The sequence below is a fragment of the Janthinobacterium woesei genome (assembly GCF_051380875.1).
Classification (GTDB): domain Bacteria; phylum Pseudomonadota; class Gammaproteobacteria; order Burkholderiales; family Burkholderiaceae_D; genus Janthinobacterium.
Map to the genome: position 1 here is coordinate 122,330 of NZ_JBNYXW010000004.1, position 23,675 is coordinate 146,004.

Annotated in this window: 11 protein-coding genes; 7 read left to right on the forward strand and 4 right to left on the reverse strand. The window is 60.7% G+C overall.

Annotation, left to right across the window (positions count from 1 at the left end; all coding sequences use genetic code 11):
* The first annotated feature begins 128 nt into the window (after positions 1-128).
* Positions 129-1,520: an ATP-binding protein gene (locus tag ACQ4W6_RS05395; protein ID WP_436566157.1), complete on the forward strand. Its 1,392-nt coding sequence runs from the start codon at positions 129-131 to the stop codon at positions 1,518-1,520.
* A gap of 464 nt (positions 1,521-1,984) precedes the next feature.
* A complete protein-coding gene (locus ACQ4W6_RS05400) occupies positions 1,985-4,627 on the forward strand; it encodes a TonB-dependent receptor (RefSeq protein ID WP_436566158.1) in 2,643 nt (880 codons plus the stop codon).
* Positions 4,628-4,702: 75 nt separating this feature from the next.
* Here the strand turns inward: ACQ4W6_RS05400 and ACQ4W6_RS05405 are convergent, their stop codons facing one another.
* A complete protein-coding gene (locus ACQ4W6_RS05405) occupies positions 4,703-6,337 on the reverse strand; it encodes an NAD(P)/FAD-dependent oxidoreductase (RefSeq protein ID WP_436566159.1) in 1,635 nt (544 codons plus the stop codon).
* Positions 6,338-7,446: 1,109 nt separating this feature from the next.
* Between ACQ4W6_RS05405 and ACQ4W6_RS05410 the strand changes: the two genes are divergently transcribed.
* Entirely contained in the window at positions 7,447-10,314 is a 2,868-nt protein-coding gene (locus ACQ4W6_RS05410; protein WP_436566312.1) for a TonB-dependent receptor domain-containing protein, read from the forward strand.
* A gap of 199 nt (positions 10,315-10,513) precedes the next feature.
* Here ACQ4W6_RS05410 and ACQ4W6_RS05415 read toward each other — a convergent pair whose 3' ends face one another.
* Positions 10,514-11,239 (reverse strand): 16S rRNA (uracil(1498)-N(3))-methyltransferase, encoded by a 726-nt coding sequence (locus ACQ4W6_RS05415; RefSeq protein WP_436566160.1) that lies wholly within the window; start codon positions 11,237-11,239, stop codon positions 10,514-10,516.
* 194 nt (positions 11,240-11,433) lie between these two features.
* Here ACQ4W6_RS05415 and tkt point away from each other — a divergent pair, with 194 nt between their 5' ends.
* Together tkt and gap are read left to right on the forward strand one after the other, a co-directional pair.
* Complete coding sequence (tkt, locus tag ACQ4W6_RS05420; protein WP_436566161.1) at positions 11,434-13,431, forward strand: transketolase; 1,998 nt, start codon at positions 11,434-11,436, stop codon at positions 13,429-13,431.
* Between the two features lie 78 nt (positions 13,432-13,509).
* The gene (gap, locus tag ACQ4W6_RS05425) at positions 13,510-14,520 is read left to right on the forward strand and encodes a type I glyceraldehyde-3-phosphate dehydrogenase (RefSeq protein ID WP_436566162.1); all 1,011 of its coding nucleotides are present in this window, start codon (positions 13,510-13,512) and stop codon (positions 14,518-14,520) included.
* 176 nt (positions 14,521-14,696) lie between these two features.
* Here the strand turns inward: gap and ACQ4W6_RS05430 are convergent, their stop codons facing one another.
* Both ACQ4W6_RS05430 and glnE read right to left on the reverse strand, forming a co-directional pair.
* Positions 14,697-15,461, reverse strand: a complete 765-nt coding sequence (locus ACQ4W6_RS05430; RefSeq protein WP_436566163.1) for a YoaK family protein — start codon at positions 15,459-15,461, stop codon at positions 14,697-14,699.
* Positions 15,462-15,473: 12 nt separating this feature from the next.
* Positions 15,474-18,227 (reverse strand): bifunctional [glutamate--ammonia ligase]-adenylyl-L-tyrosine phosphorylase/[glutamate--ammonia-ligase] adenylyltransferase, encoded by a 2,754-nt coding sequence (gene glnE, locus ACQ4W6_RS05435; RefSeq protein ID WP_436566164.1) that lies wholly within the window; start codon positions 18,225-18,227, stop codon positions 15,474-15,476.
* A gap of 261 nt (positions 18,228-18,488) precedes the next feature.
* On the opposite strand from glnE, the gene ACQ4W6_RS05440 reads away from it, so the two are divergent.
* Both ACQ4W6_RS05440 and ACQ4W6_RS05445 read left to right on the forward strand, forming a co-directional pair.
* Positions 18,489-22,706 (forward strand): YhdP family phospholipid transporter, encoded by a 4,218-nt coding sequence (locus ACQ4W6_RS05440; RefSeq protein ID WP_436566165.1) that lies wholly within the window; start codon positions 18,489-18,491, stop codon positions 22,704-22,706.
* 39 nt (positions 22,707-22,745) lie between these two features.
* The gene (locus ACQ4W6_RS05445; RefSeq protein ID WP_436566166.1) at positions 22,746-23,543 is read left to right on the forward strand and encodes a carbon-nitrogen hydrolase family protein; all 798 of its coding nucleotides are present in this window, start codon (positions 22,746-22,748) and stop codon (positions 23,541-23,543) included.
* Positions 23,544-23,675 lie beyond the last annotated feature (132 nt).

Sequence of the window (23,675 nt, forward strand, 5' to 3'; positions counted from 1 at the left end):
CCTGAAAATCTGTATTATTAAGCAATAGTCAGGGGTACAATCGCGGCAAGTCCGTTCGTTCGGGCCATGGCGAAAGGTTGCCGCGCCGGCAGGTTTGCTTGCGCTTCCAGTGCTGCGCAGGAGCATTCATGAGTATCCCCTTGTTTGATGTGAATTCGCAAGAACCCCTGTTCGATCCCGAGCAGCGGCGCACCTTGGCGGAAGCGGCCCTGCGCTCGATTACCACCTCGACGGCGCGCGCCCGTGGCGACGATTTCCTGCGCATCCTCGTCAAGGACCTGGCCATAGCACTCGACGTGCAGTATGTGATCGCCGGCCGGCTGATCCGCATGGACGACGGCAGCGAGGGCATTCGCACGCTGGCCCTGTGGGGCGGCGACGGCTATCGGCCGAATGTGGAATACAGCCTGCAGCACACGCCTTGCCAAAATGTCACCTGCCAGAGCATGTGCTTTCATGGCAGCGATATCCAGCGCCGTTTCCCACACGATACATTGCTGGTCGACATGCACGCGGAGAGCTATGTCGGCATGCCGCTGATCGATACGGATGGCAAGACGCTGGGCATCCTGTCGGCCATCGACACGCGTCCCATCGATGAAAACAAGCGCTTGCTGGCCTTGCTGCTGCTGTCGATCTTTTCGGCCCGCAGCGCGGCCGAGCTGCAGCACCAGGAGCGCACCTTGCAGCTGGAAGAAATCGTGCGCCAGCGCACCGAGTCGCTGTTGATGGTGCAGGCCAACCTGATCGAGCAAGAGCAGATGGCGGCCCTGGGTTCACTGGTGGCGGGTGTCTCGCATGAAGTCAATACGCCGATCGGCGTGGCGCTGACGGCAGCGTCGAGCATGGGCAGTTATGCCGACCAGCTGGTGCAGTTGCTGGGCGGCGCCAAGGTCAGCCGTGCCGAGCTGATCGATATTGCCGCAGTGCTGAAAGACGCGGCCGCCTTGATCGAACGCAACCTGGCGCGCGCCGCCGACCTGATCGGCAATTTCAAGCAGTTGGCGGTGGACCAGGTCAGCGAATACGTGGCCGACCTGGCGCTGCATGACTATGTGCACGGCCTGGTATCGGCGCACAGTCCGGAACTGCGCAAGGCCGCGCTGGGCGTGGAACTCGACATTGCGCCCGATTGCCATGTGCGCCTGGCGGCCGGCAAGCTGTCGCAAATCCTCTCGAACCTGTTGATGAACAGCGCCCGCCACGGCTATCCGCACGGTGGCCCGGGGCGCATCACCATCCGCGCACGCATCGAGGCGAATGCCGGGGCTGTGGATGCTGGCGCTGGCGCTGCCGCAGTGCCATGGCTGCTGCTGGAATTTTCCGACGACGGCATCGGCCTGGCGCCCGCCGTGCGCGAACACATGTTCGAACCGTTTTTCACCACCAAACGTGGCCAGGGCGGCTCCGGCCTGGGCATGCATATTGTGTATACCATCGTGCAGCAACTGGGTGGCCAGGTCAGCGCCGTCGATGGCACGCCCGGCTGCCACATTCATATCAGGCTGCCGCTGGCGTGACGCCTGCGGTGAAAATTCCGCACTGATATAGCGCAACAGCGCCAATTTTTTGGTGCATAAGCTACACCATCATTGTGCAAAACTGTATTACTGAATTGTAATTGTTGTTTTTGGTAACGTTGATCCAGTACATCGTTGACACTTTCCAATCCCGCGTGTTTTGATGAATCATTAAGGTTCAGTTAGCCAATGGCGACTGGATTTTTTACCGAGTAGTGGGATGGCGGCTATGCATTCTCCATTAAGTTCAGATAGCCATTTTCCAGTGGCCAGAATGCAGTTTTTATAACAATAAGAATTTAAATGGGCTGATAGCCGCAATTCACGGAGCGCCATCTCGACGTTCGATGGTGCCGAATTTACATGATGATCATGCAATAAAAAACTATCAAAGGGAGTTTGCAATGATGATGGAAACAGTCATATCTCGTTCTGTACGTTTGATGTTCACCGGTGGTGCGGTCATGGCAGGCCTTGCCATGCTGGCCCAGCCAGCCATGGCGCAGCAAGCCGATGCGCCAATCCAGCGCGTTGAAATTACTGGCTCGGCAATTAAACGTATCGATGGTGAAACATCCGTCCCGATTACCATTCTGAAAATGGATGATTTGAGGAAACAGGGCATTACCACTATCGAGCAAGTCATGTCGAACCTGAGCGCCTCGCAGGCATCGCAAGGTACCAGCCAGGTCGTCGGCCTGGGTACCGGTGGTGCGTCGTTCGCTGACTTGCGCGGTATCGGCGCCAACAAGACCCTGGTCTTGCTGAATGGCCGCCGCCTGGCCAACAATGCGCTCGACAGCTCCGCTCCCGACTTGAACATGATTCCGTTCGCCGCGCTCGAGCGCGTCGAGGTATTGCGCGATGGCGCATCGTCCCTATACGGCAGCGATGCGGTGGGTGGTGTGATCAACTTCATTACGCGCAAGGATTTCCAGGGCGGTATCGTCAGCGTAGGTGCCGATATGCCGGAGCAATCTGGCGGCTTCTCCAACAGCGCCAATATCGGCTTCGGCTATGGCGATCTGGAAAAGGACGGCTTCAACATCTTCGCCATGCTCGACCACCAGTCGCAGCGCGCCATCACGGGCACTCAGCGCCCTTACAACACGCGCTTTCCCGGCGGCCTGTCGCCAACCACCAGCCCGGCCAATTACTACCAGGACGGCAAGAGCGGTAATCCGTCTGCACCAAGTTGTGCCAGCGGCACTTTCCTGATACCGCTGGGCAGCGGCTGCCAGATGACGACGTCGAGCTTCGTCGATTACGTGCCGAAAAGCGAGCGTACGACGGGCCTGATCAAGGGTACGCTGAAAATCAACGCGAATCATGAACTGAGCCTGGAATATCTGGGCAGCGAAAGCAAGGTTTACAGCCACATTGCCCCCGTCCCATACGGTGGCCTGTATCAGAACCGTACCCGCCTCGACGGCTCGCTCAATCCATTCTTCCCAGGCAACGGCAATTTCACGCCGAATATTCCACTCAGCTCGACCTATACGGAAGACACGGCGCCGGCCGGCGCCAAGCCGGGCTTCGTGCATGTCAAATGGCGCGACTTGCCGAACGGTTCGCGTTCGGACGAGAACATCAACAAGCAGCAGCGCCTGGTGGCCGCCCTGACCGGCAATATTGCCGGCTGGGATTACAACGCCGCACTGACGTATAACGAAAACAAGGTCAAGGTCAACCTGAAGGGCTATAGCGACGGCAGTATCATCACCAACGGTGTGTTGAATGGCATCATCAATCCCTTTGGCGATCAGGATGCCGCCGGCATGGCTTTGATTCAGAGCGCCGCGCTCGATGGCAACGTACAGAACGCGAAGGGTTCGACCAAGGGTGCGGACTTCAATGCCAGCCGTGAATTGAGCGACTGGCTGGGCGCCGGACGTTCGGCCGCGCTGGCTATCGGTGGCCAGGCGACGCGTGAAAATTTCCTCAGCACGGCCAATTTCGATTACGCCAGCAAGGTTGTTGCCAGTACCGGCATCGACCCTGAGCTGCATAATGAAGGTTCGCGCAATACCCAGGCGCTGTATGCCGAATTGAACGTGCCTATCATCAAGACACTGGATGTGACAGCCGCCGTACGCTATGACCGTTATAGTGACTTCGGTAACACCACCAATCCGAAGGTGGCGTTCCGCTTCCAGCCTAGCAAGGAAGTCTTGCTGCGCGGTTCCTACTCGACGGGCTTCCGCGCGCCGTCGCTGTACGAAATCAACTCGGCCCAGACCTACACCAATACCAGCCAGCATGATGATCCCATCAACTGCCCGGGTGGCGCTGCGCAGCCAGGCAAGCCGGAAGCGGCGAACTGCAGTCAGCAATTCCAGGCTTTGTATGGCGGCAACAAGAATCTTCAGCCTGAAAAGTCGAAAAATGCCACTTTTGGCATCGTCATCGAACCGCTCAATAACCTGAGCGTGGGGATCGACCTGTGGGCCATCAAGCTCGATCATTCGATCGGCAGCCTGAGCGAAGATGATGTGTTTGCCGACCCTGCTACTTATGCCGCGGTATTTCATCGCACGGCATCGGGCAACCTGGCGACGGACGGCTCGCAATGTCCGAATCCGGCCACCTGCGGCTATGTCGACTTGCGTACCCAGAACCTGGGTGGCGTGAAGACCCGCGGTATCGACTTGAGCGTGAACTACCGCTTGCGCACGAATGACTTCGGTACGCTTGCCTTGGTGACCAACAGCACGTATGTCAACAAGTACGAGTACCAAAGTTCAGAAGGCGGTGAGTGGAAGCAAAACGTCGGCGTGTATTCGGGTACCGGTCCGGTCTTCCGCTGGCAGCATAATGTCACCTTGAACTGGAACAGCGGCATTTTCAGCGGTGGCATGTCTGGCCATTACAAGTCCGGCTATATCGACCAGGATCCGGAATTCAATGTGGCGTCGTACACGACCTTCGATGCTTTCGCCGGCGTCGCTGCGACCAAGAACGTGACCTTGACGGCTGGTGTGCGCAATCTGTTTGACCGCGCACCACCGCTGAGCTATCAAACGACGACGTTCCAGGCTGGCTATGATCCACGCTACGCCGATGCCATTGGCCGTACTGTCTATGTACGCGGCAGCTACAAGTTCTAACTAGTTGTAAGCTGAAAGTTGAAACGCCCGGGCATGCCCGGGCGTTTTTTTTCGTACATGGCGACAGATAGGGGCTTACTTGCCGCGCGCCGCCATCGACAGGGCCACAGCTTCAGCCACCTTGATGCCATCGACGGCCGCCGACAGGATGCCGCCCGCGTAGCCGGCGCCTTCGCCGGCGGGGAACAGGCCGCGCGTGTTCAGGCTTTGCAGGTCGTCGTCGCGGCGCTTGATGCGGATCGGCGACGACGTGCGCGTTTCCACGCCAGTCAGCACGGCGTCGGCCTTGTAGTAGCCCTTGATCTGCTTGTTAAACGCAGGAAATGCTTCGCGCATGGCCGTGATCGCATATTCGGGCAAGGAGGGCGCCAGGTCCGTCAGGTGCACGGCAGGCTTGTACGACGGCACCACGCTGCCGAACTCGGTGGAGGCGCGGCCCGCGACGAAGTCGCCCACCAATTGCCCAGGTGCATCGTAGTTGCTGCCGCCCAGGGCGAACGCACGTTCTTCCAGGTCGCGCTGCAGCGCAATGCCGGCCAGCGGGTCGCCCGGGTAGTCGGCCGGCGTGATGCCGACCACGATGGCGCTGTTGGCGTTGCGTTCATTGCGTGAGTACTGGCTCATGCCGTTCGTCACCAAACGGCCCGGTTCCGAGGCCGCCGCCACCACCGTGCCGCCCGGGCACATGCAGAAACTGTAGACGGAACGGCCATTGCTGGCGTGATGCACGAGCTTGTAGTCGGCCGCGCCGAGAATCGGATGCCCGGCGCTGGGGCCGAAGCGGCAGTTGTCGATCAACGATTGAGGGTGTTCCACGCGGAAACCGATCGAGAATGGCTTTGCCTCGATGTACACGCCCCGCTTGTGCAACATTTCAAAGGTATCGCGCGCGCTGTGGCCGATCGCCAGCACCACGTGGTTGCTGGCGATGGTTTCGCCATTGGCCAGCACCACGCCGCGCACCTGGCCGCCGTCGGCACCGGGTGCGATGTCGATATCGACGACTTTGCTGCTGAAGCGGTATTCGCCACCCAGCTGCTCGATATTGGCGCGCATTTCTTCCACCATCTTGACCAGGCGGAAGGTGCCGATGTGCGGCTTGCTCACATACATGATTTCTTCGGGAGCGCCAGCCTTGACGAATTCCGTCAGCACCTTGCGGCCGTAATGCTTGGGATCCTTGATCTGGCTGTACAGCTTGCCGTCCGAGAAAGTGCCGGCGCCGCCTTCGCCGAATTGCACGTTCGATTCCGGGTTCAGTTCGCGCTTGCGCCAGAAACCGAAGGTGTCGACGGTGCGTTCGCGCACCTGCTTGCCCCGTTCGAGAATGATGGGACGCAAGCCCATCTGCGCCAGGATCAGCGCCACGAACAGGCCGCATGGGCCTGTGCCGATGACGATGGGACGCGGCTCAGTGCTGTGGCCGGCCGGCCGTTCGCCACCGGCGACGAAGTTGTAGTCGGTGTCGGGTGCTGGCATCAAGTGGATATCGTGGCTCAGGCGGGCCAGGACCGCCGCTTCATTCTTGACTTCAACATGCAGCGAGTAAATCAACACCACGGCGCTGCGCTTGCGCGCGTCATAGCTGCGTTTGAAGACGCTAAAGCCGAGCAAATCGGCGGCGGCGATGCCCAGGCGCGCCAGGATGGCGGCGGGCAGGGCCGCTTTGTCGTGTTCGAGGGGGAGTTTTACTTCGTTGAGTCGCAACATGATGTGTATCTATAAAAATGGCTGGGCTCCGTATCTAGCGGAGAGTCTGTGAGGCGGCGCGCGCGGCGGCATCAAGGCGCTATTTTACCTGCTGCGAAGACTGTTGATGCAATGGTCGGGAGCCGGACGGCGCCGGCAATCGCATCGCTGTCGGGGACGCCAGGGGAGCGATGGCAGCGCACATATCGCGGGAATGCATAGATAGACACAGTCGCAATAAATACAGCACGGCGGCTCTGGGCGAAAGGCGAATGGAATTGAAGTAATGCTGGAAAAAATGAAGAAGCGGGCGCGAATTTATATTCGAAGTATATATCGATATATATCTTCCGAATATAAGCGGTGGTCTTGCGGTATTTTTAATTAAAAAATAACTCTGTATTGCGGGTTATTTGAATTTTAAAAATCGCGCACGTTTGTTTATGCGCCGTGAAAGTTGCGTTCTCAAGTGGATAGTAATGTAGTGTAAAAAGTGAGTTTTTGAAAGTATAAGTTCATTATGTTGCATTTTTACAACGATTAATTTTCCGTTAGCGCATGTCCTGCCGCACGCTCCGCCACCGTCTCAAGCCGCCTTGTGGCGTGCCGGCCGTGGGCAAAAGTAGCTGGTCAGATTGTGCCAAGTTGGTGCGCAATAGCTGCCGTAGCAGGAGGGTTGGAGGATTCAGGCAGATTTCTTTTGATGTCTGTGCCGTATCCGTGCGCCCTCGCCGTCCAGTCAGGCGCCGCACCAATAACTGCAGAGTAGAGCATCTGCAAAATGTGTCCGCACCAATCTGGTGCGCGCATGGTTGTTGTGAAGTGTAGCAATTTTTCTTATGAAGGGAAATTAAAACGGCCGCGTGGGAAAAAGTGTTGTTTCTTTGTTGAATCCGCTTTTGAGTATTGTTGACAGTGCTGCTTTGAAAATGGTTTGATGACGTAATGTCATAGTAACCTGGCTGGCTCGCTCATAAAGTGAGAAACGGTTTGACACAAGGCCGACAGTACGGATTCAGAAAGACATTAAACATAATTTTATGTTTACAAGAGCCTGACTAGATCAGTAGGTAGTATTTCAAATCGGAGAACTTATGCATCAACGCACCAAGATTGCCGTAGCAGTAGCGATGGCATTGAACTCGCTTACAGCATTTGCCCAAGAGCAAGCTGAAGCCCCGCAGCGCGTGGAAATTACCGGTTCCCGCATTCGCCAAGTAGACTTGGAAACCGCGCAACCTGTTCAAAAGATTACTGCTCAGCAGATTCAGGCTACTGGTCTGGTCACTGTCGGCGATATTCTGAATCAAATGACTTCGGCGGGTACGCCAGCCTTCAGCAAGGGCGCCGTCCTGACCTCGAACCGCGAACAAGGCGGTCAATACATCGACATGCGCAACCTGGGCGCCAACCGCCTGCTGGTGCTGGTCAATGGCAAGCGCTGGACGCAATCGGTTGACGGCTACACCGACATGTCGACCGTACCGTCGTCCATGATCGAACGCATTGACATCCTGAAAGATGGCGCATCGTCGATCTACGGCTCCGATGCAATCGCCGGCGTGGTCAACATCATTCTGAAAAAACGCCTTGAAGGCGCCGAGATCAGCGTCTACAAGGGCATCAACGAAAAAGGCGACGGCAAGACCGAAGACTATTCGCTGTCGTATGGCGCAAATGCCGAAAAAGCCTCGATGATGTTTGGCATTTCGCATAGCAAGACTGAGCCAGTATGGGCCAAGACGCGCGACATCACCTCGCAAAGCTACGGTACGGGCGACTTCTTCGGTCAGGGCTTTGGCGCCGCGCCATGGGGCCGCATCACGCCAGTTACTGCTGCCGGCACCAGCAATACCGTTGCTGCAAATGGCGGTTTCAATAAGATATTGAACCATACCGGCGGCTTTGATGGTAGTGGCGTTGGCGCGGACTCGCGCAACCCGGCGAACTATCATAATTTCGCCAACTCGAATGACGACAAATACAACTCGTCGCAGCAGATGATGTTCCAGTCGCCGACCAAGCTGACCTCGATCTTTACCAAGGGCACGATCGAACTGCCAGGCGACTTGCGTTTCACGACGACGGCCATGTACGCCGAGCGCAGCTCGACGCGCCAGGTCGCTGGCTATCCGATGAACAGCCTGTCGCAGCCTAATTTCCCTGTGTATATCGACAAGGATAGCTATTTCAACCCATACGGCAACCAAGTCGCCGGTGCTGGCAAAGGCCAGGACCTGTTCTTCGCCCGCCGCACGACCGAGCAGCCGCGTATCACCGAAAACAACAACCAGACCTTGCACATCGATGCAACGCTGGAAGGTGAATTCACGCTGCGTGGCCTGCCATGGAGCTGGAGCGCTGGCTACAACCACAATTCGCTCAAAGGCGAAAACTTGAGCACGGGTAACCTGAATCTGTTGAACCTGAAGAAAGCCCTGGGTCCATCGTTCCTGAATGGCGCTGGCCAAGTGCAGTGCGGTACCGCAGCGAGCCCGGTTCCATTCTCGCTGTGTACGCCTTTCAACATCCTGGGCGGCCCATCCGTGTCGAACCCGGAAGCCTGGAAATACGTTTCGGCTAATGGTCAAGGCACCTACGGCAGCACCGTCAACAGCATCACGGCGGACGTCTCCGGTGAACTGTTCACCTTGCCAGCTGGTGCGGTTGGCTTCGCTGGCGGTATCGAGAAGCGCGACGTGCGCGGCTACGACCGTCCGGGCCAATTCGATCAGGCCGGTTATTCGACCGATCTGGCTGCGAACACGACCAAAGGCCGCTACTCGGTAAAAGAAGTTTACCTGGAAGCGAACATCCCTCTGCTGAAAGGTCAGAGCTTTGCCAAGCTGCTGTCGCTGGATCTGGCTTCGCGCTACTCCGACTATGACAATTTTGGTTCGACGACCAACAGCAAAGCCAGCGTCATGTGGAAACCAGTTGACGACTTGCTGGTCCGTGGTACCTGGGCTGAAGGCTTCCGCGCACCTGCGCTGGGCGATACCTTCGGTGGCGGTGGTCAAAGCTTCGACTCCTACCTCGACCCATGCGACAGCCGTTGGGGTCTGGCCGCACGCAACCCAGCCGTTGCTCAACGTTGCACCGCCACCGGCGTACCGGCAGGCTACCGTCAGTTGGCACAATCCGGCGCTGCAGTACCAGCCGCTGGCGCACAATCGACCGTGCCTTTCCAAACCGGCGTGGGTAACGATACGCTGACGCCAGAAACGGCAAAAACCAAGACCTTGGGCTTCGTTTACAACCCATCGTTCGTGCCAGGCCTGTCGGCTAGCCTGGACTGGTTCAAGATCAACGTGAAAGACCAGATCTCTGGTTGGACCGCTGCTGAAGTCATCAGCAATTGCGTCGTTGAAGGTCTGCAGAAATACTGCGGCGATATTGTGCGTAACTCGACTGGCGCCATCACCGGCCTGTCGCGCGGCACGATCAACAAGGGTGAATTGTCGACGGAAGGTTTCGACATTGGCCTGGGCTACCGCCTGCCGCGTACGGCATACGGTAACTTCGCTATTCGTACTGAATCGACTGTCCTGCGTTCGTTCAAGCAAAAAGCTAGCGCTACTACCGACTGGCAAGAGTACGCAGGCGAGTTTACCTATGCCCGTCTGAAGTCGAACATCAGCCTGGATTGGATGATGGGGAACTGGAGCTCGACCCTGACCGCGCGTTACACCAGCGGCGTCAAGGATCTGTGCCTGGACTCCGAACTCCAATGCTCGAATCCTGATGATCAAGGCGTCAGCTATGACGGCGGCGGCTACAACAAGCGTGGTTCGACCACCTACATCGACCTGAACGTGGCGTACAAAACGCCTTGGAAAGGCCAGATCTCGGTCGGCGCGAACAACCTGTTTGACCGCGCTCCACGCCTGATGTATGCAGCAACGAGCCAAGGCGTTGGCGTTTCGTCCTCGTCGGCTGTTGATCCTAACGCGCCTATCGACCGTTTCGTCTACGTGCGTTATAACCAGTCCTTCTAATTCCACGCTCCGCAAGGAGCATGGGATGAACGTCTGAAAAAACCCGCCAGGTTCGCCTGGCGGGTTTTTTATGTGCGTAAGGTATCGACTTGCGGAAACTGGTGAAAGAGTGCGGCGCTGCAGGCGCGATCCTGCCGGTGGTGTGAAGGGGGATGCGGTGGCGCCGGCCTTGTCGCAACAGCTGGCGGCTGGCGTGTTCCTACATCCCGCCCCACAAGGCACCCAGCGTCGCCAGCGCCGTCAGGCCCGCCGTTTCGGTGCGCAGGATGCGCGGCCCCATCGACAGGCCGATGGCGCCGGCGGCCAGCGCGGCTTTTTCTTCCGTTTCCGAAAACCCGCCTTCCGGCCCCACCATCAGCGTGATCGCCTGCGGTGGCTGGTGACGGGCCCAGTCGGCCATTGATTGATCCGCCCGCGGCGTCAACAGGACGCGCTTATGCAGATCCTGCTGGCGACTCCAGTGACTGAAGTCCTGCAACGGCGCCAACTGCGCCAGGCGGTTGCGGCCACATTGTTCCGAGGCGGAGACGATGATGCCTTGCCAATGGGCCAGTTTCTTTTCCGCCCGTTCGGCCGACAAACGCACCACGCAGCGCTGCGCCGCCAGCGGCACGATGCCAGTCGCGCCCAGTTCGATGGCTTTTTCGATGATCCAGTCCATTTTCGACGCTTCCGGCAACGCTTGCGCCAGGGTCGCGCAATACGGCAGTTCCGCTTCGCGCGCCACCTGCGCCCTGATTTCAGCCGTCACGCTGCGCTTGGCGACCGACACCAGGCTGGCCTGCACTTCGCCGCCTTCGCCATTGAACAGGGTGATGAATTCGCCCGGCGCCAGGCGCACGACTAAGATATGGTGGGCGACGGCCTCCGGCAGGGAGATAGTGGTGCCGGCGACGAGCGGCTGGGGACAGTAAAAACGCGGCATGCAGATCCTAAATGGGGCTAATTGAGGTGGAAAGACATCAAAGTATAGCCAGTTGGCTGGCCAGTACGCCGCAATTCTAATTTGCGGCCCCCCAGTCTGGTAAAATAGTTGACTACATAAAGCAGCCGGCCTGGGTTCTTTCTTGTCCGTGCTGTTGCAAACGAATCCCAAACTCGCGACTGACCCACACCATCATGACAACTACGCTCCCGACTACCAAAATGGCCAATGCGATCCGCGCACTGGCAATGGACGCTGTACAAAAGGCCAATTCCGGCCATCCAGGCATGCCTATGGGCATGGCCGAGATCGCAGTTGCCCTGTGGAGTGGTCACTATCGCCATAATCCCGCCAATCCAAAATGGCAGAACCGCGACCGTTTCCTGTTGTCGAACGGCCATGGCTCGATGTTGCACTACGCGTTGCTGCACCTGACGGGCTACGACCTGTCGATGGACGACATCAAGGCCTTCCGCCAGATGCATTCGAAGACCCCCGGCCACCCGGAAGTCGATGTCACGCCAGGCATTGAAACGACCACCGGCCCCCTGGGCCAGGGTATCGCCAACGCCGTCGGCATGGCCCTGTCGGAGCAATTGCTGGCCGCTGAATTCAACAAGCCAGGTTACGACATCGTCAACCACTACACCTATGCTTTCGTCGGCGATGGTTGCCTGATGGAAGGTATTTCGCACGAAGTGTGCGCGCTGGCCGGCACCCTGGGCTTGAACAAGCTGATTGCCCTGTACGATGACAACGGCATTTCCATCGACGGTAAAGTGGAAGGCTGGTTCACCGACGACACCCCGGCGCGCTTCGAAGCGTATGGCTGGAACGTCATCCGCGCCGTCGACGGCCACGATGTTGCCGCCGTGGCTGCCGCCATCGCTAGCGCCAAGGCCGCCTCGAAACCAACCCTGATCTGCTGCAAGACCATCATTGGCAAGGGCTCGCCTAACCTGCAAGGCGGCGACAAGGTCCACGGCGCCGCGCTGGGCGACAAGGAAATCGCTGCCGTACGCGAATACATCGGCTGGGACGCCGCGCCATTCGACATGCCGGCTGACGTCTACGCGGCCTGGGATGCCAAGAAGCAAGGCGCCCTGCTGGAAGCGGACTGGAACGAGCGTTTTGGCGCCTACAGCCGCGAATTCCCGCAGCAAGCCGCCGAACTGAAGCGCCGCATGCAGGGCGAGCTGCCAGCCGCGTTTGAAACGGCATTGTCGGCCGCCATCGCTTCTTGCGTGGAAAAGAAGGAAAACATCGCCACCCGCAAGGCCAGCCAGAACGCCATCCAGGCACTGGCATCGTCACTGCCGGAATTTTTGGGCGGCTCGGCCGACCTGACCGGTTCGAACTTGACCAACTGGAAAGAGTGCGTGGCCGTGCGTTCGGGCCAGCCTGGCAACCACATCAACTATGGCGTGCGCGAATTCGGCATGAGCGCCATCATGAACGGCATCACCCTGCACGGCGGCTACATCCCGTTCGGCGCCACGTTCCTGACGTTCTCCGACTACAGCCGCAATGCGCTGCGCATGGCTGCCCTGATGAAACTGCGTTCGATCTTCGTGTTTACCCACGATTCGATCGGCCTGGGCGAAGACGGCCCGACGCACCAATCGGTCGAGCACGTCTCGTCGATGCGTTTGATCCCGAATCTGGACAACTGGCGTCCATGCGACACCGTCGAGTCGGCTGCTGCCTGGGGCGCTGCCGTGCGCCGCAAGGATGGCCCGTCGACCCTGATCTTCTCGCGCCAGAACCTGCCGTACCAGGAGCGTAGCAGCGAACAGATCGAGAACATCTACCGCGGCGGCTATGTGCTGAACGACGTGGCCGATGCCAAGGCGATCTTGATCGCCACCGGTTCCGAAGTGGAACTGGCCGTCGCTGCCGCCAGCGCGCTGGCTGCCGAAGGCATCAATGTGCGCGTGGTGTCGATGCCGTCGACCGACGTGTATGACCGCCAGGACGCCGCCTACAAGGCCAGCGTGCTGACGAAGGGCGTGCCGCGCGTGGCCATCGAAGCGGGCGTGACCAGCTACTGGTACAAATACGTGGGCCTGGAAGGCGCCGTGGTCGGTATCGACACGTTTGGCGAATCGGCGCCGGCCGGGGTGCTGTTCAAGCACTTCGGCTTTACGGTCGAGAACGTCGTAGCCAAGGTTAAAGCGGTTATCGCTGGCTAATATTGATTTTGAGCAGACCCCTGGCAAGCTAATGCCGGGGTGCTGTGCTGATACCTTTTTTTTAATCAGGAGCAGAGTATGACGATCAAAGTTGCAATCAATGGCTACGGCCGCATCGGGCGTAATGTGTTGCGTGCTTTCTACGAAGGCGGCAAGAAACAGGATATCCAGATCGTTGCCATCAACGACCTGGGCGATGCCAAATCGAACGCCCACCTGACCCGCTACGACACCGCGCACGGCAAGTTCCCGGGCACGGTTACCGTCGAAGGCGACAATATGATCGTGAACGGCGATCCGATCCGCGTGTTTGCACAGCGCAACCCGGCTGAAATTCCATGGGGCGAACTGGGCGTGGACGTGGTGCTGGAATGCACGGGCTTTTTCACCACCAAAGAGAAAGCTTCGGCTCACTTGAAGGGCGGCGCCAAGAAAGTCATCATCTCGGCACCAGGCGGCAAGGACGTCGATGCAACCGTCGTGTTCGGCGTGAACCATTCGGTACTGAAATCGACGGACACCGTCATTTCGAACGCTTCGTGCACCACCAACTGCCTGGCACCGCTGGTCAAGCCTTTGAACGACGCCATCGGCATCGAAACGGGCCTGATGACCACCGTGCACGCCTACACCAACGACCAGGTACTTTCCGACGTGATGCATGAAGACCTGCGCCGCGCCCGTTCGGCCACCATGAGCATGATCCCGACCAAGACCGGCGCTGCCGCTGCGGTGGGCCTGGTGCTGCCTGAGCTGAACGGCAAGCTGGACGGCTTCGCCATCCGCGTGCCGACCATCAACGTCTCGCTGGTCGACCTGACCTTCATCGCCAAGCGCGACACCACGGTGGAAGAAGTCAACGCGTTGATGAAGTCCGCTTCGGAAGGCGCCCTGGAAGGTATCCTGACGTACCAGACCGAGCCGCTGGTATCGATCGACTTCAACCACAACCCGGCGTCGTCGAATTTCGATTCGACCCTGACCAAAGTGTCGGGCCGCCTGGTGAAAGTATCGTCGTGGTACGACAACGAGTGGGGCTTCTCGAACCGCATGCTCGACACCACCGTCGCATTGATGTCGGCCAAGTAATTCCTGGCTACGCAAGAAAAACGTCCTCCGGGGCGTTTTTTTATTTATGGCTGTGCGACGCCTAACAAAACCGTAGCGAGCGGAAGTGAGTTGTGGCTAAGAAGCGCAGCTGTGCTTTAGCACAGTGAGCATCGCAGGCCGCAAATCGCGACGCGCAGTAGGTTTTGTTAGGTGTACTACAGGCGGCGCCGGTAGAATCGCCACAGCAGGCGCAAGTCGCGCAGCACGGGCACGCCGGACAGCAAGGTCAGCACGGCGGCGAGGATGATGGTGGCGGCGGGAAAGCCGATATGCTTGAACGCCAGTGCGCCGCTGACGCCGCCGATGAAGAAGCAGGCAATCAGCAGGCTGTGCGTTTTCAGCTTGCCGCGGTTGACCCTGACCACGCGGTCGGGCAAGGCGCGCCGGTTGTAATACGCCATCTTGCCCAGTTCGATGCCGATATCGGTCGACAGGCCCGTGACATGCGTGGTGCGGATGGCGGCGCCGGAAATCTTGGTGATGATGGCGTTCTGCAAGCCCATCACAAAGCACAGCAGCAAGATGGTGACGGGGCCCAGCACGCCCGGCATGGCGGCCAGGTAGTTGCCCGCCAGGCCAAACAGCAGCAATAAAGCCGCTTCCAGCAGCAGGCTGGCGGCAAACTGGCTGTGCAGCCGGCGCCGCTTGCCCCAGTTCACCATGATGGCGGTCACGGCCGCACCGCTGACGAAGGCCAGCCAGGCGCCCAGCGCGGCCAGCGCCAGCGTGATATTTCCCAGCGCCAAGTCGTCCGCCATGCCCGAGACGATGCCCGTCATGTGCGAGGTATAGCCGCCGATGGCGAGAAAACCGCCCGCATTCACGGCGCCAGCCACCAGCGCCAGCACGCAGCCCAGCTGCAGATTGGCTTGCGTATCGCGCGCCGCGCCACTCAGGCGGGACAGGTAGTGTAGCGGCATGCCTGGGCCGCCTCAGGCCGCAGCGCCGAAGATGGCTTGCCACAGCCGCGTCACATTGTCCGCATGCTCGCGCACCCGTTCCGGTTCGACGCGGGCCAGGTCTTGCCCCTGCAGGCGCAGCTGGTGCTGCAACTTGCGCAGCGCGCGGTAGGCGTCGGCTACCGAGGCGGCCAGCTGCGCGTCGATCAGATGCAATTCGCCGCACAGGCGCAAGAGGGCAATATTGCCGGCGTTGGCCGTCAGCTGGGGATACTGCGCCGCATGCTGCAGCACCAGGTATTGCACCATGAACTCGATGTCGATCATGCCGCCCGGATCCTGTTTCAAGTCAAAGTTGCCCGGGCGGGGCGGGTGGGCGTCCAGCATTTTCTTGCGCATGGCCAGCACTTCGCCCTTGAGCGGGCCATTTTCAGGCCGTTCCTTGCACAGTATCGTGTCGCGTATGCGTTCGAAGTGCTGGCCGATGGTGGTGTCTCCCGCGCAAAAGCGCGCGCGCGTCAGCGCCTGGTGTTCCCATACCCAGGCCGCGCTGCCCTGGTAGCGCTCGAATGCCTGCACGCTGGAGACCAGCATGCCCGAGGCGCCATCGGGGCGCAGGGCGATGTCGATGTCGAACAAGATGCCGGCCGACGTGTGCGAAGTCATCCAGGTAATGAAGCGCTGCGCCAGCTTGGCATACAGGCCGGGCGCTTCCTGGTCATCGTCGTCAAACAGGAAAATGACGTCCAGGTCGGAAACATAGCCCAGTTCCTTGCCGCCCAGCTTGCCATACGCGATGACGGCGAATTTCGGCACTTCGCGGTGGCGCGTGGGCAGCGTTTGCCAGACGGCTTGCACCGTGGCGGCGACGATGATGTCGGCCAGCTGCGACAGGTAATCGGCCAGCTTTTCCACGCTCAGGTCGCCCGCCAAGTCTTGCGCCAGGCACTGGAACAGCTGCGCATGGTGGGTTTCACGCAAGATATCCATCTGCCGCTCCGTGTCGCCGGGGGCGTCGTCGAGCTGGCGTTGCAAATCGAGTGCCAGCGCGGCCGGGTCCGGCACGCTGTGGCGGATGCGCTCATCGAGCAATTCGTCGAGCAAGATCGGGTGCTGCGTGAGGAAGGTGGCGGCCCAGCCGCTGGCGCACACCATGCGCACCACGCGCACCAAAGTATGTGGGTATTCTGTCAACAGCGACAGATAGGCCGAGCGGCGCGCAATCGCTTCCAGGAAATCGAGCAGCCGCCCCAGCGTGGCCAGCTGGCTGGCCTTGCCTGTGGTGATGGAACAGTCGGCGATCAGGGGCAGGGCGGAGTTGACGAGGGCCACCAGACGCGTGCGGCTTGCTTCGGGCAAGGATTGCAAACGCGGCGCTTGCCAGGTGGCCAGCAGGCGCCGCGCGCAGGCGGCCGGTTCGTCGAAGCCCAGCGCGGCAAAGCGCGCCTCGATGGCTTCCTGCTGGTCCGACGCGGCGCACTCGTTCGACGTTTGCGGATCGATGCCCGTGTCGGCCGGCGGTGTGCCGCTGCTCTTGTCGCTGAACATTTCGTCAAATTGACCGGCGACAAACACGCGCTGCGCTTCCAGCTGGGCCAGCAGGGTGGCTGTGTCGGGCATGCCCATCATTTGCGCCACGGTGAGGCGGTCGGCCTCGTTCGCGGGCAGGGTGTGGGTTTGCGCGTCGTCAAGGTATTGCAGCCGGTGTTCGAGGTTGCGCAGGAAAGTGTAGGAACCGAGCAGCTGTTCCACGATGGCCGGTTCCAGCAAGCCTTTTTCCGCCACCGTGCGCAAGGTGGCGCGCGTGGAGCGCTCGCGCAGCTCGGCGTCGCGCCCGCCGCGTATCAATTGAAACACTTGCGCCAGGAATTCGATTTCGCGGATGCCGCCACGGCCCAGCTTGACGTTGTTGCTGCGGTCCGGATGCAGCCGTTCCTGGCGGTTGACCTCGGCGCGGATCTGGCCGTGCATGGTGCGGATGGCATCGATGACGCCAAAATCGAGGTAGCGGCGGAAGACGAAGGGGCGCACGATGGCGTCGAGCGCGGCAATATCCTCGGCCTTGCCCGTCACGGCGCGCGCCTTGACCCAGGCGTAGCGCTCCCATTCGCGCCCTTGCACGATCAGGTATTGCTCGACCATGCCCAGGCTGGCGGCCAGTGGGCCCGAGTTGCCGTTCGGGCGCAGCGCCATATCCACACGGAAAGTAAAACCGTCTTGCGTGATTTCCGCCAGGGCGGCGATCAGTTTCTTGCCCATGCGAATGAAAAATTCGTGGTTGGACAGGCTGCGCTGGCCCGGTACGCTCACTTGCGTGTCGCCATCTTCCGGGTAAACAAAGATCAGGTCGATGTCCGACGAGACATTGAGCTCGCCGCCACCTTGCTTGCCCATCGCCAACACCATCAATTCCTGCTCCTGGCCCGACTCTTCGCCCACCGGCATGCCATGCTGGGCCACCATCTCGGCCATGATGGCATCGACATGCGTGCGGATGGCGAAATCGGCAAAACCCGTCATGGCCGTGACGACCTCGTTCAAGTCGGCCTGGCCGTCAAGGTCGCGCTCGATCAAGCCGCAGACCAACAGGTTGCGCAGGCGCCGCATGGCCCGCTCGGGGGGCAGCGGTGGCGTGGCCACGTTCGCCTGCTCGGCCAGCGCGGCGGCAAAGTCGAGCCCGTCGAGCGGTGCGCGCACCAACTGTGCCACTTGTGCAGCGCGTTCGGGGGCGGCACCCAGCCAGCGCTGGTAGAAACGGGAGGCGGAGATCAAAGGCATAGGGCTCATGGTATCGGTAGGTGCTTGGTGGATGCTGCGTGCATGGTTCTTGGTTTACTTGGCTGCGAACGGCGGGGGATGCGGTAAAATTGTGCCGCTGGCAAAGTTGCTGCCGGCAGTGCGCGGTCTCCCGGACGATGGTAAGGGAGGCTTTGTTCAGAAGCAAGCGCAAGGATGCAGGCGCGCGCCACGAATGCAGACGTTTTTTGCCATTATTTGACGCCAGGCCAGTTTATTAGCTTATTAATGCAAAAATCGCCAGAAGCAAGCGTGACAGAACATGTGCCGTTGGCCCTGCGCTGGCAGCGGCTGCGTGCCGCCTATCGTATGGCCAACCTGGCCACCCACCACGTGCTGGGTTTCGTCGTCAAAGTCGTGTTGCTGGCGTATTTCGCCTTCGCCGTGCTGTTTTTATTCCTGCGCTACGCCATCCTGCCCAATATTGATTACTATAAAGGTGATATCGAGCGGGCTGCCAGCCGCGCGCTGGGTAATCCCGTCAGTATCGCGCGTATTTATGCCTCCTGGCATGGCGTGCGGCCGAATCTGTTCCTCGGCGACGTCACTTTGCGCGACCAGGCGGGCCGCCAGGTGCTGAGCTTGCCGAGCGTGTCGGCCACCGTGTCGTGGTGGAGCGTGCTCGGTGCCGTGCGTTTCGAGACACTGGAAATCACGCGGCCCGACCTGGACGTGCGGCGCAGCAAGGATGGCCAGCTGTATGTGGCTGGCGTGCTGGTCGACAGCCGCCAGGGCGGCGATGGCAAGGGCGCCGACTGGCTGTTGTCGCAGTACGACATCGTCATTCGCGACGGCAAGGTGCGCTGGACGGACGAGCTGCGCGGCACGCCCGAGCTGGCGTTGGAACAGGTGAACTTGTTGCTGCGCAATCGCTGGCGCAGCCACCGCCTTGGCTTGCAGGCGACGCCGCCCGCCAGCTTGGCCGCGCCCATCGATGTGCGCGCTCACTTCACGCATCCGCCTTTCAGTACGCGCATCTCGGATGTGTCGATGTGGAAGGGCGAGCTGTACGCCGACCTGAAGAATGCCGACCTGGCCGCTTGGCGCCGCTATCTCGATTACCCGTTTGAACTGAGCCAGGGCAAAGGCGCCTTGCGCGCCTGGCTGAGCCTCGATCACGCGCGCCTGGCCGGCTTTACGGCCGATGTGGGCTTGACCGATGTGCAGGCCCAGCTGGGCGAGCGCATCGCCCCGCTCGACCTGCTGTCGGTGAGCGGACGCATTTCGGCCAAGGAAGACTTGTCGGCGCAGGTAGCGGACGGCAAGCCAACCTTTGGCGCCAACGGCCATCAGGTGGAGTTGACCAATTTCGCCTTGCTAACGCGCGATGGCCTCAGCCTGCCACCGACCACCCTCTCCGAGCGCTTCATTGCCGCCACCGGGCGCAAGCCGGCGCAGACGGAAATAACGGCCCAGTCCCTCGATTTGCAGACCCTGGCCGCGTTGGCAGACAAGTTGCCGCTGGGCCAGCAGCTGCGCCAGCGCCTGGACGCCCTGGCGCCACGGGGACGCCTGCAGGATTTTTCCGCGCAATGGCAGGGCGACATGGCCACGCCCGCCAGCTACCGCCTGCGCGGCAAGCTCATCGAACTGGGCTTGAACGCCCAGCCGGCCCGCCTGGCCGTGGCGAAGACGGCCAGCAGCCCCGCACAGGCAGCCGCCCCGGCCATTCCCGGCTTCGAGCATTTGAGCGGCACGATCGACGCCAGCGACAAGGGCGGCACGATCGCTATCGACGCGCAAGACATGGTGCTGCAATTGCCGTCCTATCTGAGCGAACCTGCCATGCCGTTCGAACAATTTTCCATGCAGGCGCGCTGGACGTTTGAAGCGGACAACATGCTGCAAGTGGCGCTCGACAAGCTTGACTTCAATCAACAAGGCTTGCGCGTCGCCCTGCACGGCTCGCACCGCATGCCGCTCGATGGCAAGAACCTGGGCCAGGTGGACTTGACGGGCACGCTCGACAATTTCCAGATCAATACCATCGGGCGCTACCTGCCGCTGCAAACGCCCGAGCACCTGCGCCACTGGCTGACCGGTGCGCTCGAAGGCGGCATGGCGCGCGGCATCAGCCTGCGCCTGCGCGGCGAACTCGCGCATTTCCCGTTCAAGGCCGACACGCCGGCGCAGCGGAGTGCCGCCCAGCGCAATGCCGCCCAGCGGAGTGCCGCCCAGCGGAGTGCCGCCCAGCGCAACCGCGGCGAATTCCGCATCGCCGGCAAGATCGAGAACGGCACCTTGAACTATGCACCGGGCGAATTTGCCGGCAGCGGCCCGTTAGCTGGCAAGGCGCCGCTGTGGCCGCAGGCGGAAAAGATCAAGGGCAGTTTTATTTTCGAGGGCGCGCGCATGGAAATTCGCGGCGACACGGCCACCACGGGCGGCGTGGCGTTGACGAATGTAAAAGCCGTGATTCCCGACCTGAGCGTGTTCGACACCTTGCTCGATATCGAAGGCAACGCGGCCGGTCCGATGCAGGAATTCCTCAAATACGTGACGGCCAGCCCCGTGCTGGGCTGGATCGAGCATTTCACGGATGAAACCACCGCCACCGGCAACGCCAAACTGGCGTTGAAGTTGCATCTGCCCATCGAACGCATGCTCGAATCGACGGTGCAGGGCAGCTTGCAGCTGGCGGGCAACGACGTGGTGCTGTTCCACGACATGCCGCCCGTGCTGGGCGCGCAGGGCAAGATCGAGTTCAACGAGAAGGGCGTCAACCTGAATGGCTTGAATGGCAACCTTCTGGGCGGACCGCTGGCCATCTCCGGCGGTACGCAGCCGGACAATTCCATCCAGGTGAAAATTGCCGGCAACATGACGATCGACGGCTTGCGCAAGACCTACCCTGCAGCCGTGCTGCAGCGCCTGGCGAAACACTTGAATGGCGGCGCCCGCTACAGCGGCCTGATCACGGCGCGCGAGCATCAGGTGGTGGTCAATGTAGAGTCGCCCTTGACGGGGCTGGGCCTGGATTTCCCCGCGCCCTTGAAAAAGGCGGCTGGCGACAGCCTGCCCATCAAATTCACCCTGACGGGCAATGCGGCCAACGCGGCCGGTTTGCGCACGGACGACATCCGCATCGCGCTCGGTTCCGGTATCGCTGCGCGCTACCAGCGCCAGAAGCAGGGCAAGGAGCCATGGCGTTTGATGCGCGGCGGCATCGGCGTGAACGTGCCGGCGCCCGAACCGGACAGTGGGATGATGCTCAACGTCAACATGAAGTCGCTCGACGTGGACAGCTGGATCGCCGTCGGCAGCGCCATCGCCGGCAGCAGCGCGGCCAGCGTGGCGGCCGACGCGGCCGATGGCGATGCGCCCGATATCGCGCAATACGTGGTGCCCGATATGATGGCGGCGCGCGCCGGCGAGCTGCTGCTGGGCGAGCGCAAGCTGGAAAACGTAGTGGTGGGCGCCACGCACCAGAAGGATGTGTGGCAAGCCAATATTGACGCAAAACAAGTGTCAGGCTATGTGACGTGGCTGGAAACGCCGTCCGGCCTGGGCAAGATGACGGCCCGGCTGTCGTCCCTGATCATTCCGGAATCGGCCGCCAACGACGTGAAAAATTTGCTGGAAGGCAAGAGCGGCGCCCAATCGATCCCCTCGCTCGATATCATCGCCGAGCAATTTGAATTGTTCAACAAGAAGATCGGCCGGCTGGAGTTGCAGGCTTATAACACCATGGCCGCTGGCGGGCGCGAGTGGCGCGTGGGCAAGCTGCAATTGTCCAATCCCGATGGCGCTCTGAGCGGCAATGGCAAATGGGTCATCAAGGATGGGCAAAGTACCACCAGTTTGCGTTTCGGCCTCGATATCGCCGACGCGGGCAAGTTGCTGGACCGTTTCGGCTTTGCCGATACGGTGCGCCGTGGCAAGGGACGCCTGAGCGGCGACATCGCCTGGAATGGCTTGCCGTATTCGCTCGACATTCCCACCCTGTCGGGGCAGATCGAGATGAATGTGGAGTCGGGCCAGTTCCTCAAGCAGGATCCGGGCGCGGCCAAGCTGCTGGGCGTGCTGAGCCTGCAAGCCTTGCCCCGCTTGCTGAAACTCGATTTCCACGACGTGTTTTCCGAGGGCCTGGCGTTCGATGGCATCACGGCCAATGCCAGCATCAAGCGCGGCGTGGTGAGCACCGATAACCTGAAAATGCACGGCGTGGCAGCGACCGTGCTGATGGATGGCACGGCCGATATTGCCAATGAAACGACGAATCTGCACGTGGTGGTGATCCCTGAATTCAACCTGGGCACGGGCCCGCTGGTGTACGCACTGGCCGTCAACCCGGTCATCGGCATTGGAAGCTTCCTGGCGCAATTGTTCCTGCGCGCGCCCGTGATGAAGGCCTTGACCTACCACATGCAGATCGCCGGCCCGTGGAAGTCGCCCGTGGTGACCAAGCTCGATGGTGGTAAATTGGAGCTTGTGGCCCCTGCGGCGGCGCAGGATGCCGTGGCGAAATAATCTGCCACGCAGTCAGTACTTACGTAAAACAGGTGAGTTATGCATAGAGTTGCAGCGATACAAATGATTTCCACCCCTTCCGTAGCGGAAAACCTGGCCACGGCGCGGCGCCTGGTGGCGCAGGCGGCCGCTGGCGGCGCCGAACTGGTGGTGTTGCCCGAATACTGGGCCATCATGGGCAAGCTGGAAACGGACAAGCTGGCCCACGCGGAACAGCCCGGTAGTGGCCCCATCCAGGACGGCATGGCGCAGATGGCGCGCCAGCACGGCATCTGGCTGATCGGCGGCACCTTGCCCCTGATCTCGGGCCAGGAAGGCAAGGTCTTGAACACGACGCTGGTGTACGACCCGCAGGGCGCACCAGCCGGGCGCTACGACAAGATCCATCTGTTCGGCTTTACGCGCGGCACCGAGTCCTACAATGAATCGCGCACCATCGTGCCGGGCGCACAGGTGCGCTCGATAGAGACGCCGTTCGGCCGGGTTGGCCTGTCCGTCTGCTATGACTTGCGCTTTCCGGAGCTGTACCGCGCCATGGGTGATTGCGCGCTGATCGTCGTGCCGGCCGCATTTACCCATACGACGGGCCGCGCCCACTGGGAAGTGCTGCTGCGCGCGCGCGCCATTGAAAACCAGTGCTATGTGCTGGCGTCGGCGCAGGGCGGCCTGCATCCGAACGGCCGCCGTACCTGGGGCCACAGCATGCTGATCGACCCGTGGGGCGAAGTCAAAGCCGTACTGCCCGAAGGCGAAGGCGTGGTGAGCGGCGCGCTCGACCCGCTGTTCCTGGCCGGCGTGCGCGAATCCCTGCCTGCCCTCGCGCATCGCACCATGTGAGAGTACCTGGCATAAGCTACTGCGCGTCGCGCTTTGCGGCCTGCGATGCTCACCGTGCTCTAGCACGGTTGCGCTTCTCAGCCACAAATCACTGCCGCTCGCTACGCTTCTGCCAGGCACTGCAGAAGAATT

Excerpts from the sequence above, each read along its gene's own strand:
- ACQ4W6_RS05395 (WP_436566157.1), top strand. The coding sequence starts at position 129 with ATGAGTATCCCCTTGTTTGATGTGAATTCGCAAGAACCCCTGTTCGAT.
- ACQ4W6_RS05400 (WP_436566158.1), top strand. The coding sequence starts at position 1,985 with ATGGCAGGCCTTGCCATGCTGGCCCAGCCAGCCATGGCGCAGCAAGCC.
- ACQ4W6_RS05405 (WP_436566159.1), bottom strand. The coding sequence starts at position 6,337 with ATGTTGCGACTCAACGAAGTAAAACTCCCCCTCGAACACGACAAAGCG.
- tkt (WP_436566161.1), top strand. The coding sequence starts at position 11,434 with ATGACAACTACGCTCCCGACTACCAAAATGGCCAATGCGATCCGCGCA.
- gap (WP_436566162.1), top strand. The coding sequence starts at position 13,510 with ATGACGATCAAAGTTGCAATCAATGGCTACGGCCGCATCGGGCGTAAT.
- ACQ4W6_RS05430 (WP_436566163.1), bottom strand. The coding sequence starts at position 15,461 with ATGCCGCTACACTACCTGTCCCGCCTGAGTGGCGCGGCGCGCGATACG.
- ACQ4W6_RS05415 (WP_436566160.1), bottom strand. The coding sequence starts at position 11,239 with ATGCCGCGTTTTTACTGTCCCCAGCCGCTCGTCGCCGGCACCACTATC.
- ACQ4W6_RS05445 (WP_436566166.1), top strand. The coding sequence starts at position 22,746 with ATGCATAGAGTTGCAGCGATACAAATGATTTCCACCCCTTCCGTAGCG.
- glnE (WP_436566164.1), bottom strand. The coding sequence starts at position 18,227 with ATGAGCCCTATGCCTTTGATCTCCGCCTCCCGTTTCTACCAGCGCTGG.
- ACQ4W6_RS05410 (WP_436566312.1), top strand. The coding sequence starts at position 7,447 with ATGGCATTGAACTCGCTTACAGCATTTGCCCAAGAGCAAGCTGAAGCC.